Here is a 14,416-nt window from a genome sequence, read left to right on the forward strand (position 1 = left end):
TGTGCCGTCTCAGTGGGTGCGCATTATAGGGCGACAAAAAACCCTTGCAAGGGGTATTTGCAATAAAATTTCTGACTGCTCAAGATTCCATCCGACTGGAAAAATATGCGGCGTTTTATGCCTATGAAGTAGGCGTTGCGGGCAAAAATCATCCGTTGGTAAAGTGTAGACGATATTTTTATTGTTGCTGCTATTTTTAAATTATCTGTGCTGACATTTTTATCCTTGTTAGGATTAGGCCTAGGTTTTGCTTTTCTAACAATTAGGACGAGCCATGAAAGGTTGGTTATTGATTGCGGTAGTGGTAGGCGTTATCTATTACCTTGCTACTCGAACAGATAAGCTTGATGAGCCGATTGCGCATACAGAAGCGATGCTCAACAAGATAGAACGTAAACTTGATGCCATGACTGGTACGCAAATCATTCGCATTGATAAGAAGAAAGCTCAGTTGCGCGCATCAATCGGTGAACGTCTTTCTGATGCCGAACTACAAGAACTCGATAAAGTGCTAAGTAGCCCGGATAGCTTTCACGATTTTAAGGATGAGTATTGCCAAGCGAATGTGTTATCTCACCCTGTTTTCAGCAGAGATAATTTGGAATTCATTTGCGATAATCTCTGATCTTCATTTTAGTTAGTTGCAGGATTTAGTTATGTCTGGTTTTGTTTCGGATATTTTTGACACCGAGTTGTGGGATGAAGTCCCAGGGTTTGAGTTTGAGGACATTACTTATCACCGAGCTAAGGCACATGGCACCGTACGTATTGCCATTGACCGCCCTGATTGCCTCAATGCATTTCGTCCCAAAACTGTGGACGAGTTATATATCGCGTTAGATCATGCACGCCAATGGTCAGATGTTGGTTGCGTGCTATTGACTGGTAACGGACCATCTAAAAAAGGCCAATGGTCGTTTTCCTCCGGCGGCGATCAGCGTATTCGCGGTAAAGACGGTTATAAGTACGAGGGCGCTGAAGCGGGTAAAGCTGATATTGCGCGTATGGGGCGCTTACATATTCTCGAAGTACAACGCTTGATCCGCTTTATGCCAAAAGTGGTGATTGCAGTCGTGCCTGGTTGGGCTGTTGGCGGCGGTCATAGTCTGCATGTTGTATGTGATTTAACTCTGGCTTCAAAAGAACACGCCATTTTTAAACAAACCGATCCTGATGTGGCCAGTTTTGACTCAGGCTATGGCAGTGCTTATTTGGCGAAGATGATAGGGCAGAAACGTGCACGGGAGATTTTCTTCTGCGGCTTTAACTATAGTGCTGACGAGGCATTTGATATGGGGATGGTCAACCGCTCTATTCCACATGCCGAATTAGAAGTAGAAGCACTGCGTTGGGCCAAAGAAATTAACTCTAAGAGTCCGACAGCAATGCGAATGCTTAAGTATGGCTTTAACTTACCTGATGACGGTTTAGTTGGACAGCAATTGTTTGCCGGTGAAGCCACCCGACTGGCTTACGGTACAGCAGAGGCAGAGGAGGGACGTGACGCCTTCTTAGAAAAACGTGACCAAGACTTTTCTAAATTTCCTTGGCACTATTAATTAGTCACTGTATGAGTAGGGTGGTAATAACACTATCTGCTTGTTACTAACGCTGGATAACAAAAAGCCCGGTCAATGCCGGGCTTTTTTATTTTGTCATGCTTAGAGCTGAACAAATAGTTGCGAGGTGACGACTTTAAAGTCGAGTGCCATAGTAACACTCAACGCAGTGATGGTGATGATAGAGAAGCCGAACACTTGGCGTGCCCAACCCGTTACATCCACATCTTTTCGATAACCTCGTAACGCCATTGCTAACCACCACAAACTGGTAGAACAAGCAACAGCCATAAATGCCACGCCGGTGTAGCCAATCAGAGGTAATAGAACCGAAACCAAAGCAAACACTGCAACATAGGCCACAATGTGTAATTTGGCTTTTTCAATTCCCTGAACCACTGGCAGCACAGGTATCTTTGCCGCTTTATAGTCGTCATAACGGAAAATGGCGATAGCGTAAGAGTGAGGCATCTGCCACAGACAGAACATGAGCAATAAAATTGCTGCCCCCGCATCAAACTTACCTGAAACCGCGCAATAGCCCACGACTGGAGGTACCGCACCAGACAGGCTTCCCACCAAAGTGCCGTATACTGACAAACGTTTCATGTAGAGGCTATATACCCCGACATACACCACATAACCAATGACAGCAAACAAAGTCGCCATCGCGTTGGTGTAGATGGTCAAAATAGCAAACCCGGCGAATCCCAACGCCACACCGAACCAAAAGGCTCTGGATACCGATAATTCTCCGGTTACTGTTACACGTTTCTGGGTGCGACGCATTTTGGCATCGATATCAGTATCGATGCAGTTATTAATCGCACAGCCAGAAGCAACAACCAGAGAAAGTCCTACTATGGCGGCAAACATTAGCCCCCAATCAATATTACCTTGTGAGGCGAGAAAGAAACCGCCAGCAACAGAGATCAGGTTGCCCATAATAATGCCGGGCTTAGTGACGTTGAGATAAGGCTTTAACATATTAATCAGCTCACATGTACATCATCAGAGCGTTAGCACTGTAAAGAATCCAGATGGACAAACCGACCACCAGACCAATAATCAGCGCCGAGAACAAAAACGCGATCGTATTTTCCTTTCCTGATGGAGTGAAATCCAAATGCAGGAAGTACTTCAGATGCACAATAATCTGAACAATGGCTAACACAACAACAGTCACAATAGTTGCTGGCTTAGAGAACTGACTGGTCATCACCGCCCAGAATGGGATCACGGTAAGAATCACTGACAGCACGAAACCGATCAGATAAGACTTAACGCTGCCATGACCTTCGTCATGGGTTGAATGAGATGAATCGCTCATTACACTACCCCCAGCAAGTAAACTACGGTGAATACACAGATCCAGATAACGTCCAAGAAGTGCCAGAACATGCTTAGACAACCTAAGCGAGTCACTGTACGGCTACCTAAACCACGCTTAGCTACTTCAACCATCATTACTGCCATCCAAATCAGACCAGCAGTCACGTGTAAGCCGTGCATACCGACCAACGCGAAGAATGATGAAAGAAACGCACTACGATCAGGACCATTGCCATGCACAATCAGATGATGGAATTCATTGATTTCCATGCCGATGAACACCGCACCAAACAGGAAGGTAATGAACAGCCAACCAAGAGTAGCTGAACGATTCTGTTTGTGGGCTGCAATCATAGCAAAGCCATAAGTGATACTACTGAGCAACAGGGCGGCAGTTTCCACTGCCACATAGTCAAGCTCAAAAATATCGTGTCCAGATACACCGCCTGCCGTGTTCATATACAGTACTGCATAAGTTGCAAATACTGACGCGAACAGCAAACAGTCGGTCATCAGGTATAGCCAGAAACCAAATAGGGTATTCTTGCCTGTATCGTGATGTTCATGATGCTCATGAGCATCAATTGCTTGACTCACGCTGCTCATGCCTTCACCTCCGAACCACCTTTAACAAAGGCTTCTTCAATCTTCGCAATCTCGTCTGGTTGGACGTAGTAATCGACGTCGTTGTCATATGCACGTACGATGAAGAATGCAATTGAAGCCACAAAACTTACCGCTGCCAGCCACCAGATGTGCCAAATCAACGCAAAACCCATCACGGTTAAAGCACCACCAATCAACACGCCTGCAGCAGTGTTTTTTGGCATATGGATAGGTTCGTACTTATCTTGCATCTGGTACGCAGTGCCTTTTTCTTTAGCATCCATAAAGGCATCGATATCATGCACTTCAGGAATTTTGGCGAAGTTATAGAACTGCGGTGGAGACGATGTCTGCCATTCCAGTGTACGCGCACCCCACGGGTCACCCGTGGTGTCCATGTTTTGTTTGCGGTCACGGAAAGATACATACAGTTGCTGCAGCTGCGAAACAATACCCACCAGAATGATGAATGCGCCCGCACAAGCAATATACAACCAAATGTTCCATGCTGGGTTATCAGTGTGGTTCAGACGACGAGTCATGCCCATGAAGCCCAGTACGTACAACGGCATAAAGGCAACGTAGAAACCAATCAACCAACACCAGAAGGCGCGTTTACCGAGTTTCTCGTTCAGGTGGAAGCCCATTGCTTTAGGGAACCAGTAGGCAAAGCCCGCTAAGTAACCAAATACTGCACCACCCAAAATAGTGTTATGGAAGTGAGCAATCAGGAACAAGCTGTTATGCAACACGAAGTCAGCACCTGGTACCGCCAACAGTACGCCAGTCATACCACCAATAGTAAAGGTAGTCATGAATCCCAGCGTCCACATGATAGGTACGGTGATACGCACGCGACCACGGTACATGGTGAACAACCAGTTAAACAGTTTCACCCCGGTTGGTACCGCAATAATCATCGTCATTACGCCGAAGAAGGCGTTAACGTTAGCACCAGAACCCATGGTGAAGAAGTGGTGCAACCATACGATGAAGCCCAGCACTGAAATAGCGCCGTTAGCCACGATCATTGAGGTGTAACCAAACAGACGTTTAGAGCTGAATGTAGCTACCACTTCTGAGAAAATACCAAACGCTGGCAGGATCAGGATGTACACCTCAGGGTGACCCCATGCCCAGAACAGGTTGATATACATCATTGCGTTACCACCACCTTCATTAGTGAAGAAGTGGAAATCTAGGTAACGGTCTAGTGTCAACAGACCCAAAGCAGCCGTCAAAATAGGGAATGACGCAACAATCAGGATGTTTGCCCAAGTACAAGCCCAAGTGAATACTGGCATCTGCATTAACTTCATGCTTGGAGCGCGGCACTTAAATACCGTTACCAAGAAGTTCACGCCCGTCAGCAAGGTACCTAGCCCAGAAAGCTGCAATGCCCAGATATAATAGTCGACCCCAACCCCCGGACTGAATGTCAATTCAGACAGTGGTGGATACGCTACCCAACCTGTTTTAGCAAATTCACCCACACCTAATGACACGTTGATAAGAATCGCACCACCAGCAGTCAACCAGAAACTCAGGTTGTTCAAGAATGGGAAGGCTACGTCACGCGCACCGATTTGCAGTGGCACCACTATGTTCATCAAGCCCACCATAAATGGCATGGCCATGAAGATAATCATAATGACGCCGTGTGCACTAAAGATCTGGTCGTAATGCTCAGGTGGCAAGTAACCGGTATTACCGTTAGTCGCAATCGCCAACTGAGTACGCATCATGATGGCATCCGCAAAACCACGGATCAGCATGATCAGCGCCAGAGTGATGTACATAATACCAAGACGCTTGTGGTCAACAGAGGTGATCCAGTCACGCCACAATGGCAGCCACAACTTGTATTTGGTTAGCAGAATGACGACTAACAAACCAATGATACCGACACCCGCCAAGGTTCCCATCACGATGGGTTCATGATACGGAACCGAATCAATCGAAAGTTTACCTAATAAAGACATAATGACTCCTACGCCTCCCCGTGAGCTGCGGCGTGATCAGAAGAATGTTTCATCTGTGGCATGTCAGATGCTTCAGCACCATTATGCTCACCATGTTCCATTCCCTCACCATGCTTATTACCGCCTTTGCCCCAATCGTTATAATGTTGCATGTACTTCATAACGATCTGGTGGAACAGGCCATCAGTCACTGTGTTGTAATATTGCACGGGGTTATTTTCACTTTCCTCAGCCAGCTGTTCATAGCTTTGAGGATTCAGCGGAGTACCACTAGATTTCACTTTGGCAACCCAACTGTTGAAATCGGCATCAGTAGCGGTCGCAATCGCCTTGAACTTCATACCGGTAAAACCAGCACCACTATAGTTGGCTGAGAAGCCATCGTATGTGCCTTCATGGTTGGCAATAAGATGAAGTTTTGTCTCCATACCAGCCATAGAGTAGATTTGACTACCTAATTGCGGAATGAAGAAAGAATTCATAGTGGAGTCAGACGTGATCTTAAATTGAACAGGTACATCCTTAGGGAAAACCAGTTCATTAACGGTGGCAATTCCCTGCTCTGGATAGATAAACAACCATTTCCAGTTCAGCGACACCACTTCGACAGTCATATGGTCGAGTTGGTTACCGTTAGCGTCTTCCAAAGGTTTGTACGGATCCAACTCATGCGTCGTTTTCCAAGTAATAGTCCCCAGAACAATGACGATAATGATTGGAATTGTCCAAACAACAGACTCAATTTTTGTGGAGTGTGCCCAATTAGGCATATAGACTTCATCACGACCTTCGCGGTATTTCCAAGCGAAATACAGCGTCATGAAAATCACAGGAATAACCACTAACAACATCAGCACAGTGGCGATGATGATCAGTTCTTTTTCCTGTACACCTACATGACCTTTAGGGTCTAGCACACCACCCTCACAGCCAGAAAGCACTAATGCTAAGGCTGCTAAAGCGAACTTACTTAGGCTACGAATAAACACGAAGAACCTTCCTCTAACGACAGAGGTTGATAACATCCACCAATCATAAAGACCGGTGGCATTTGCGACGCTACTACAGCTACCAACAGAACATCGGAAATACAATAATAGACGCCGAAACCAATCTGCATACATCAAACCTTTGGATGATTGCCAAGTTGCTGATTTTTATTAATGAGTGTGCTAGTGCGCATACAAATCAAGCATGATTTATATGAATAAACACTTATTCAGTATTCATTAACCAAAGAAACGGTAAATTCTTACTGTATGATGGATGGATGTTTGTTCAAGCTGATTTTTAACATATTGAACTACATTAAAAAATCAACTGAAAACGCCCCAATTACACACTTTTTCAATATCAGCACCAAAAGCTTAAAAACATCGAAAAAGGTCTGAGTGCGTAAGCGAGACTATTGATTGTCTTTCAAACCGAAAACGTCAAATGTTGATATTGTCATAACGTTTTCAGCGCTTGTCCTATACCTTTAAAATTCAAGCTGTTGGCGTATCGCAATCAAGCCGTATCAAACAGAGAGTGTGACCTTTGTTTGACCAGTCTGATAAACGTGAACATTATCACAAAAATCTTTTGAGCACACAATGGTTAAGTGGTTTTATCTACACAGTTTTATTACCAACTGGCAGTGCGATTCACATTCCATTTACTCAAGGTTAATTTTGTCAATTGGTTACGAAACTGCTTAATAAATGGATCATTCAACAACATCAAGCATTAGACATTAGTCCAACAAAAATCATTAACGTTTAAAACAACCAAACAGTAACGGCCTATTTACCTTTGTCGATAGTTTTCTAGAGAACACTATTTGAGCGGCGAAGAAATAAAAAAACGGCTTAACCTAAGCTAAGCCGTCTACTTATTTTAAATCTAGCGCCTGACGTCGACGACTATTCGACCGTCACTGACTTGGCTAGGTTACGTGGCTGATCAACATCAGTCCCTTTGATCAAGGCTACGTGGTAAGACAACAACTGCAGTGGCAGGGTATAGATGATCGGGGCAATAAATTCATCGCAGTGCGGTACCGGGATCACTTTCATGGTGTCGTCGGAACTGAATTTGGCATCGACATCAGCAAACACGTACATCAGACCGCCGCGGGCACGGACTTCTTCCACGTTAGATTTGAGTTTTTCCAGCAGCTCGTTGTTGGGTGCCACCACAATCACCGGCATATCGGCATCAATCAATGCCAGCGGGCCATGTTTCAACTCGCCAGAGGCATAAGCTTCGGCATGGATGTATGAGATCTCTTTCAGCTTCAGCGCACCTTCCATGGCAATCGGATATTGCTCACCACGGCCCAAGAACAATGCATGGCTCTTGTCGGCAAAGTCTTCCGCCAACTCAGCAATCGCGTCATCCAGTGCTAACGTTTGCTCAACTTTGGCTGGCAGAGATTGCAAGCTGTGCACCATAGCCGCTTCTACATCGCTACTCATGCCATTGTTGCGACCGATTACCGCGGTCAACATCAACAAGCCGGCCAATTGCACGGTAAAGGCTTTAGTGGATGCTACACCAATCTCGGCGCCGGCTTTCATCATGTAGGCCATGTCAGACTCACGCACCAACGATGAGCCTGGCACGTTACAGATAGTCAGCGAAGCTTTGTACCCCATATCTTTGGCAAGGCGCAGTGCTGCCAAAGTATCGGCGGTTTCACCCGATTGGGAAATGGTCACCAACAAACTGCTAGGGAAGGTAAATGACTTGCGATAACGGAACTCAGAAGCGATTTCTACGTTACACGACACGCCCGCCCATTGTTCCAGCCAGTAACGCGCGGTCATGGCGGCGTGATACGAAGTACCGCAAGCGATGATCTGTACGTGGCGGATATCTTTCAGTAAGGCTTCGGCATTATCACCAAAGGCATCAGCAATCACTTTGCCGCTGCTGATACGCTGTTCTAATGTACGCGCCAACGCTAGAGGCTGTTCGTGGATCTCTTTCAACATGTAATGGCGGTATTCGCCTTTATCACCCGCGTCGTGTGATACTTCAGTTTCTTTCGCTTCGCGAGTAACGGCATTACCTGCGGCATCATAGATGCTGACGCTGCGGCGAGTAATTTCGGCTACATCACCTTCTTCCAGATAAGCAAACTTACGGGTGACCGGTAGCAGCGCCATGATGTCAGAAGCCACAAAGTTCTCACCCAGACCAAACCCGACCACCAGCGGGCTACCGCTACGAGCGACCACCATACGTTCGCTATCACGACGATCAATCACTACCGTACCGTAGGCACCTTCCAACTGTTTCACGGTAGCCTGTACCGCAGCAAGCAATGAGTCGTGTGATTTCAACTCGTGATGCACTAAGTGGGCAATCACTTCAGTATCGGTGTCCGATTCAAACTGATAGCCCAAGGCTTGCAGTTGCTCGCGTAGTTCAGCGTGGTTTTCAATAATGCCATTATGTACCACGGCGATATCGCCAGCGGATTGGTGTGGGTGGGCGTTGCGCTCGTTCGGTTCACCGTGGGTGGCCCAACGCGTGTGCGCAATACCAGTACCGCCCGGTAAGGGATGTTCAGCCAGAGCATTCGCTAACTCTTGTACTTTACCCACACGGCGGGTGCGTTGCAGCGTGCCTTCGTTCAGCACTGCCACACCGGCAGAGTCATAACCGCGGTACTCAAGGCGCTTTAAGCCTTCAAGCAAAATTTCTGTTACATCACGTTGTGCTACGGCACCGACGATTCCACACATAATATGTTCCCTGAATAAATTAGTTGCTCACCGTGTCCACCAGCAACAGTTGCACGCCCTGTGCAGCAATGGCAGCGGCGGCTGTAGCGGGTAAGCGGCTATCTGTGACTAAGATGTCGATCGATTCCCATGGCAATTCAAGATTGGGAATGCGACGTTGAATTTTGTCTGCTTCGAGCATGACGATGACCTGCTGCGACACTTCCGCCATCACTTTGCTAAGGCCCGTCAGCTCATTGAAGGTGGTGGTACCACGCTCGAGATCGATACCATCAGCACCAATAAACAGTTGGTCGAAATTGTAGGAGCGCAGCACTTGTTCGGCCATCTGCCCCTGAAACGACTCCGAATGTGGGTCCCAAGTGCCGCCGGTCATCAATAAAGTGGGCTCATGTTCCAGCTCATGAATCGCGTTAGCCAATTGCAAAGAGTTGGTCATCACCACTAAGCCACGTTTGTGGTTAAGTTCGGGGATCAATCCCAGCGTGGTGGAGCCACAGTCGATAATGATGCGATTGTGATCGCAGATAAGTTCAGCCGCTTTACTAGCAATGGCTTGTTGGTTGGCTGATGGACTGCTGGTGGGCGCGACGACAATCTCTTGCGGCAGCGGGATGGCGCCACCGTGCCGACGTAACAATAAGCCGTCTTTTTCGAGCGCAGCCAGATCCTTGCGAATGGTGACTTCGGAGGTACTGAATTCGGCAGCCAACTGTTCGACACTGACTTCACCAGTGTGATTGAGTCGTTCGACGATAGTTCGACGACGTTGCTGCGTGTTACGTTTGGTCATGAATCCAGCCTAAATTTCGTTTCGAAACAAATTATATTCATTCGAAAGTTTTAAACAAGGACAAATTGTCATCAATGGCCATTTTTTGGCGTTATTCAGCCATAAAACAAAAAAGCACCGCTAACGGTGCTTTCGAAACGAAACTTATGACTTTAATCAGCGACTATTTTTTCTTTACCGGACGCTGCCAACCAGCAATGTGGCGCTGCTTAACGCGGGTAATCACTAACTCATCGTCACCGACATCGCGGGTGATGGTTGAGCCAGCACCCAAGGTAGCATTCTTGCCCACCGTTACCGGCGCCACCAGCTGGGTATCACTGCCGACAAACACGCCGTCTTCAATCACGGTCAGGTGTTTGTTGGCACCATCATAGTTACAGGTGATGGTGCCGGCGCCAATGTTTACCCCGCTGCCGATCTGCGCATCGCCCAAATAGGTTAAGTGACCTGCTTTCGAGCCATCGCCTAAAACCGCTTTTTTCATCTCGACAAAGTTGCCTACGTGAGCATCGGTTTTCAGTTCGGCACCAGGGCGCAAACGCGCGAATGGACCGGCGCTAGCAGCGTTGCCTAGCTTGGCACCTTCAATAATGCTGTAAGGTTTGATTTCGGCATTATCAGCAATCTGACAATCTTTGAGGATGGCACCCGCGCCAATAGTGACGTTATTGCCGAGCACCACTGTACCCTCAAAAATCACATTCACGTCGATCATCACATCCATACCGATGCTGACATCACCACGAATATCGATGCGGACTGGGTCGCGCAGGTTAGCACCATTAAGCATCAGCTCTTCGGCGCGGCGCGCTTGATAAGCACGTTCCAATGTTGCCAACTGTATGCGGTTATTCGCGCCTTCGGTCTCAATCGCATTGGTAGGATGTGCCGTGGCGATAGGTACGCCTTCAGCGTGCGCCATCGCCACAATATCAGTAAGATAAAACTCGCCTTGGGCATTGTTGTTATCCAACTTTGCCAACCAATTTTTAAGTTGCTTGCCGGGTACCGCCATAATGCCGCTGTTAACTTCTTTAATTGCCAATTGCTCAGCGTTGGCATCTTTCTGCTCGACGATACCAACCACTTGGCCATTATTGCGCACAATGCGACCATAACCGGTCGGGTTATCAAGGTTGACAGTCAGCAGTGCCATACCATCTGCGGCGCGCGCATCCAGCAGCGCTTGCAAAGTCGCAGTTTGAATTAATGGCACATCGCCATAAAGAATCAGTACGCTGTCATCATCGCTAATATGGGATACAGCTTGCGCCACCGCATGACCAGTACCGAGTTGCTCAGCTTGTTCAATCCATTGCAAAGCACTGTCATTGACTGCGGCTTGCAGCTTATCACCACCATAGCCATAGATCAGATTAATGTTGTCGGCGTTGAGCGCCTTAGCGGTATCAATCACATGTTGCACCATCGCTTTATGAGCGACCTTGTGCAGCACTTTCGGCAAGTCAGAACGCATGCGAGTCCCTTTACCCGCAGCAAGAATGACAACATTGAGCGACATATCTATTCCCTGTTATTTGAAGACCGGCGTATTTTAACTAAATAGCGATCAAGGATCAGTGTTTCTTCAATTTTGTAATAAAAAAGGCGCCCTAAGGCGCCTTTTCAGCAGAGTTACATTATCTGGCAATGTTCTTCTTGATAGTTTCGACAACACGCAGTTGAGCAATGGCTTTTGCTAGCTCCATTGCGGCTGCAGCATAGTTGAAGTCAGCACCAGCATTAGCCATTTCGGCTTCTGCACGACGCTTAGCTTCAACAGCGGCCTGTTCGTCGATCTCATCGGCACGCATTACAACGTCAGCCAATACAGATACAGAAGAAGGTTGTACTTCCAGAATACCACCTGAAAGGTAGAACACTTCTTCTTTGCCGTCTTGCTTGACGATGCGCGCCATGCCAGGTTTGATATTGGTCAGCAGCGGTGTGTGACCAGGCATAACGCCCAATTCACCTTCAGAACCGGTTACCTGCAAACTGGCAACTAAACCAGAATAGATACGGTTTTCTGCGCTGACGATATCAAGTTGTACTGTCATGGCTGCCATCCTGTTCTCCTATGTTAACCGAGCAAAACTCGATTACTTTTTATTGGCTTTCTCAACGGCTTCGTCGATTGAACCAACCATATAGAACACTTGTTCTGGCAGATCATCATATTCACCGTTCAGAATTCCCTTAAAGCCACGGATAGTGTCTTTCAGAGAAACATACTTACCAGGAGAACCGGTAAATACTTCTGCTACGTGGAATGGCTGAGACAGGAAACGCTCAATCTTACGAGCACGAGAAACTGTCATCTTGTCGTCATCTGACAGTTCGTCCATACCCAAAATCGCGATAATGTCTTTCAGCTCTTTGTAACGCTGCAGTACGTTCTGTACGCCTGTTGCAGTGTCATAGTGCTCTTGACCAACTACTTGTGGATCCAGCTGACGTGAAGTCGAATCCAGTGGGTCAACCGCTGGGTAGATACCCAGAGAAGCAATTTGACGTGACAGTACTACGGTCGCATCCAAGTGAGCGAAGGTAGTTGCAGGGCTAGGGTCGGTCAAGTCATCCGCAGGTACGTATACCGCTTGTACCGAAGTGATAGAACCCACTTTGGTAGAAGTAATACGTTCTTGCAGAACACCCATCTCTTCAGCCAGTGTTGGCTGATAACCTACAGCTGATGGCATACGACCCAGCAGTGCTGATACTTCAGTACCAGCCAAGGTATAACGGTAGATGTTGTCAACGAACAACAGTACGTCACGGCCTTCGTCACGGAATTTTTCCGCCATGGTCAAACCGGTCAACGCCACACGCAGACGGTTGCCTGGAGGTTCGTTCATCTGACCGTAAACCATTGCTACTTTGTCGAGTACGCCAGATTCCTGCATTTCATAGTAGAAGTCGTTACCTTCACGGGTACGTTCACCTACACCAGCAAATACAGACAAACCTGAGTGAGCTTTTGCGATGTTGTTAATCAGTTCCATCATGTTAACTGTCTTACCAACACCCGCACCACCGAACAGACCTACTTTACCACCCTTAGCGAATGGACATACCAAGTCGATTACCTTGATACCTGTTTCCAGCAGTTCAGTGGTATTTGATTGCTCTTCATATGAAGGAGCTTCACGGTGGATGACGTAAGTTTCGTCTTCGCCGATAGGACCCGCTTCATCCACTGGCTCACCCAATACGTTCATGATACGGCCCAAAGTGGCAGTACCAACAGGAACGGAAATAGGAGAACCTGTGTTTTCAACCTCAATACCACGACGCAAACCGTCAGAAGTACCCATAGCGATGGTACGAACTACACCACCACCAAGCTGCTGCTGCACTTCCAGCACCAGGCCTTTACAGGCACCTTCACCCACGATTTTCAGAGCGTCATATACTTGAGGTACAGCATCTTGTGGAAACTCTACGTCCACAACCGCGCCAATTACTTGGACAACAGTACCTGTGCTCATGATTAATCCTCTAAAACTTGTCTTCGTTACCCAGCCTAAACCGCAGCTGCACCTGATACAATTTCCGACAGTTCTTGCGTAATCGCAGCCTGACGGGCTTTGTTGTATACCAGTTGCAGATCGTCGATCAGGGAGCCTGCGTTATCTGTTGCGGCCTTCATCGCTACCATACGGGCAGCTTGTTCAGACGCCAGATTTTCAACAACACCCTGATACACCTGAGATTCCACATAACGCACCAGTAATTTATCCAACAATACTTTTGGATCTGGCTCGTAGATATAATCCCAGTGATGCTTAGCATCATCCTTTTCGGATTTAGGCAAAGGCAGCAGCTGTTCGATCACAGGAGTCTGCGTCATCGTGTTCACAAATTTGTTGAACACCACATACAGACGATCCAGTTTGCCTTCGTTGTAAGCTTGCAGCATAACGCGCACAGTACCGATCAAATCTGCCAATTTAGGTGCATCACCTAAACCAGAAGCGTATGCCGGAACTTTGCCACCAAAGCTTCTGAAAAACTGAACACTACGGGCACCGATAGGACAAAATTCCACTTCAGCGCCTTTTTCTTTCCAGCTTTTCACGTCTGCCACAACCCGTTTGAACAGGTTGACGTTCAGACCACCACAAAGGCCACGGTCGGTTGCTACCACAATGTAACCAACCCGCTTGGCTTCTCTCACCTCTAAATAGGGGTGTTTGTATTCCAGAGAGCCTTGCGCAACGTGACCGATCACCTTACGCATACTTTCTGCATATGGACGGCTAGACGACATGCGTTCTTGTGCTTTACGCATTTTACTTGCCGCTACCATTTCCATCGCAGAAGTGATCTTCTGTGTGTTTTTCACACTGGAGATCTTTGTCTTAATCTCTTTTGCGCCGGCCATCTTTACTCTCCAATCTGGAC

13 protein-coding genes are annotated in these 14,416 nt (G+C 47.3%); 2 read left to right on the forward strand and 11 right to left on the reverse strand.

Going from position 1 to position 14,416, the window contains the following annotated elements:
- Positions 1-274 precede the first annotated feature (274 nt).
- Together HR45_RS17400 and HR45_RS17405 are read left to right on the forward strand one after the other, a co-directional pair.
- A complete protein-coding gene (locus tag HR45_RS17400; RefSeq protein WP_037445512.1) occupies positions 275-625 on the forward strand; it encodes a hypothetical protein in 351 nt (116 codons plus the stop codon).
- Positions 626-656: 31 nt separating this feature from the next.
- The gene (locus HR45_RS17405) at positions 657-1,559 is read left to right on the forward strand and encodes a 1,4-dihydroxy-2-naphthoyl-CoA synthase (protein WP_037445514.1); all 903 of its coding nucleotides are present in this window, start codon (positions 657-659) and stop codon (positions 1,557-1,559) included.
- Positions 1,560-1,661: 102 nt separating this feature from the next.
- Here HR45_RS17405 and cyoE read toward each other — a convergent pair whose 3' ends face one another.
- The 11 genes from cyoE to atpG all read right to left on the reverse strand — a co-directional run bounded on the left by cyoE (position 1,662) and on the right by atpG (position 14,396).
- Entirely contained in the window at positions 1,662-2,546 is an 885-nt protein-coding gene (gene cyoE, locus HR45_RS17410) for a heme o synthase (RefSeq protein ID WP_052074823.1), read from the reverse strand.
- A 10-nt stretch (positions 2,547-2,556) separates the two neighbouring features.
- Positions 2,557-2,889 carry a cytochrome o ubiquinol oxidase subunit IV gene (cyoD, locus tag HR45_RS17415; RefSeq protein WP_037445517.1) on the reverse strand — a complete coding sequence of 111 codons (333 nt, stop codon included), beginning with the start codon at positions 2,887-2,889 and terminating at the stop codon, positions 2,557-2,559.
- Entirely contained in the window at positions 2,889-3,497 is a 609-nt protein-coding gene (gene cyoC / locus HR45_RS17420) for a cytochrome o ubiquinol oxidase subunit III (protein ID WP_037445519.1), read from the reverse strand. Before cyoC ends, cyoD begins: the two co-directional genes overlap by 1 nt.
- Complete coding sequence (gene cyoB / locus HR45_RS17425; RefSeq protein WP_037445520.1) at positions 3,494-5,479, reverse strand: cytochrome o ubiquinol oxidase subunit I; 1,986 nt, start codon at positions 5,477-5,479, stop codon at positions 3,494-3,496. Before cyoB ends, cyoC begins: the two co-directional genes overlap by 4 nt.
- An 8-nt stretch (positions 5,480-5,487) precedes the next feature.
- Positions 5,488-6,468: a ubiquinol oxidase subunit II gene (gene cyoA, locus HR45_RS17430; RefSeq protein ID WP_081933529.1), complete on the reverse strand. Its 981-nt coding sequence runs from the start codon at positions 6,466-6,468 to the stop codon at positions 5,488-5,490.
- 915 nt (positions 6,469-7,383) lie between these two features.
- A complete protein-coding gene (gene glmS / locus HR45_RS17435) occupies positions 7,384-9,213 on the reverse strand; it encodes a glutamine--fructose-6-phosphate transaminase (isomerizing) (RefSeq protein ID WP_037445521.1) in 1,830 nt (609 codons plus the stop codon).
- A gap of 19 nt (positions 9,214-9,232) precedes the next feature.
- The gene (locus HR45_RS17440) at positions 9,233-10,006 is read right to left on the reverse strand and encodes a DeoR/GlpR family DNA-binding transcription regulator (RefSeq protein ID WP_037445522.1); all 774 of its coding nucleotides are present in this window, start codon (positions 10,004-10,006) and stop codon (positions 9,233-9,235) included.
- Positions 10,007-10,169: 163 nt separating this feature from the next.
- Positions 10,170-11,531, reverse strand: a complete 1,362-nt coding sequence (gene glmU / locus HR45_RS17445) for a bifunctional UDP-N-acetylglucosamine diphosphorylase/glucosamine-1-phosphate N-acetyltransferase GlmU (RefSeq protein WP_037445523.1) — start codon at positions 11,529-11,531, stop codon at positions 10,170-10,172.
- Positions 11,532-11,649: 118 nt separating this feature from the next.
- A complete protein-coding gene (locus HR45_RS17450) occupies positions 11,650-12,078 on the reverse strand; it encodes a F0F1 ATP synthase subunit epsilon (protein WP_037445524.1) in 429 nt (142 codons plus the stop codon).
- Between the two features lie 33 nt (positions 12,079-12,111).
- Entirely contained in the window at positions 12,112-13,500 is a 1,389-nt protein-coding gene (gene atpD / locus HR45_RS17455; protein WP_037445525.1) for a F0F1 ATP synthase subunit beta, read from the reverse strand.
- A gap of 35 nt (positions 13,501-13,535) precedes the next feature.
- A complete protein-coding gene (atpG, locus tag HR45_RS17460) occupies positions 13,536-14,396 on the reverse strand; it encodes a F0F1 ATP synthase subunit gamma (RefSeq protein WP_037445526.1) in 861 nt (286 codons plus the stop codon).
- Positions 14,397-14,416 lie beyond the last annotated feature (20 nt).

The organism is Shewanella mangrovi, assembly GCF_000753795.1.
Taxonomy (GTDB): Bacteria; Pseudomonadota; Gammaproteobacteria; order Enterobacterales; family Shewanellaceae; genus Shewanella; species Shewanella mangrovi.

What these genes read in the sequence shown, in the direction of transcription:
- HR45_RS17450 (WP_037445524.1), bottom strand. Translation starts at nt 12,078, where the DNA reads ATGGCAGCCATGACAGTACAACTTGATATCGTCAGCGCAGAAAACCGT.
- glmU (WP_037445523.1), bottom strand. Translation starts at nt 11,531, where the DNA reads ATGTCGCTCAATGTTGTCATTCTTGCTGCGGGTAAAGGGACTCGCATG.
- HR45_RS17405 (WP_037445514.1), top strand. Translation starts at nt 657, where the DNA reads ATGTCTGGTTTTGTTTCGGATATTTTTGACACCGAGTTGTGGGATGAA.
- cyoC (WP_037445519.1), bottom strand. Translation starts at nt 3,497, where the DNA reads ATGAGCAGCGTGAGTCAAGCAATTGATGCTCATGAGCATCATGAACAT.
- cyoE (WP_052074823.1), bottom strand. Translation starts at nt 2,546, where the DNA reads ATGTTAAAGCCTTATCTCAACGTCACTAAGCCCGGCATTATTATGGGC.
- HR45_RS17440 (WP_037445522.1), bottom strand. Translation starts at nt 10,006, where the DNA reads ATGACCAAACGTAACACGCAGCAACGTCGTCGAACTATCGTCGAACGA.
- atpG (WP_037445526.1), bottom strand. Translation starts at nt 14,396, where the DNA reads ATGGCCGGCGCAAAAGAGATTAAGACAAAGATCTCCAGTGTGAAAAAC.
- cyoD (WP_037445517.1), bottom strand. Translation starts at nt 2,889, where the DNA reads ATGAGCGATTCATCTCATTCAACCCATGACGAAGGTCATGGCAGCGTT.
- glmS (WP_037445521.1), bottom strand. Translation starts at nt 9,213, where the DNA reads ATGTGTGGAATCGTCGGTGCCGTAGCACAACGTGATGTAACAGAAATT.
- HR45_RS17400 (WP_037445512.1), top strand. Translation starts at nt 275, where the DNA reads ATGAAAGGTTGGTTATTGATTGCGGTAGTGGTAGGCGTTATCTATTAC.
- cyoB (WP_037445520.1), bottom strand. Translation starts at nt 5,479, where the DNA reads ATGTCTTTATTAGGTAAACTTTCGATTGATTCGGTTCCGTATCATGAA.
- atpD (WP_037445525.1), bottom strand. Translation starts at nt 13,500, where the DNA reads ATGAGCACAGGTACTGTTGTCCAAGTAATTGGCGCGGTTGTGGACGTA.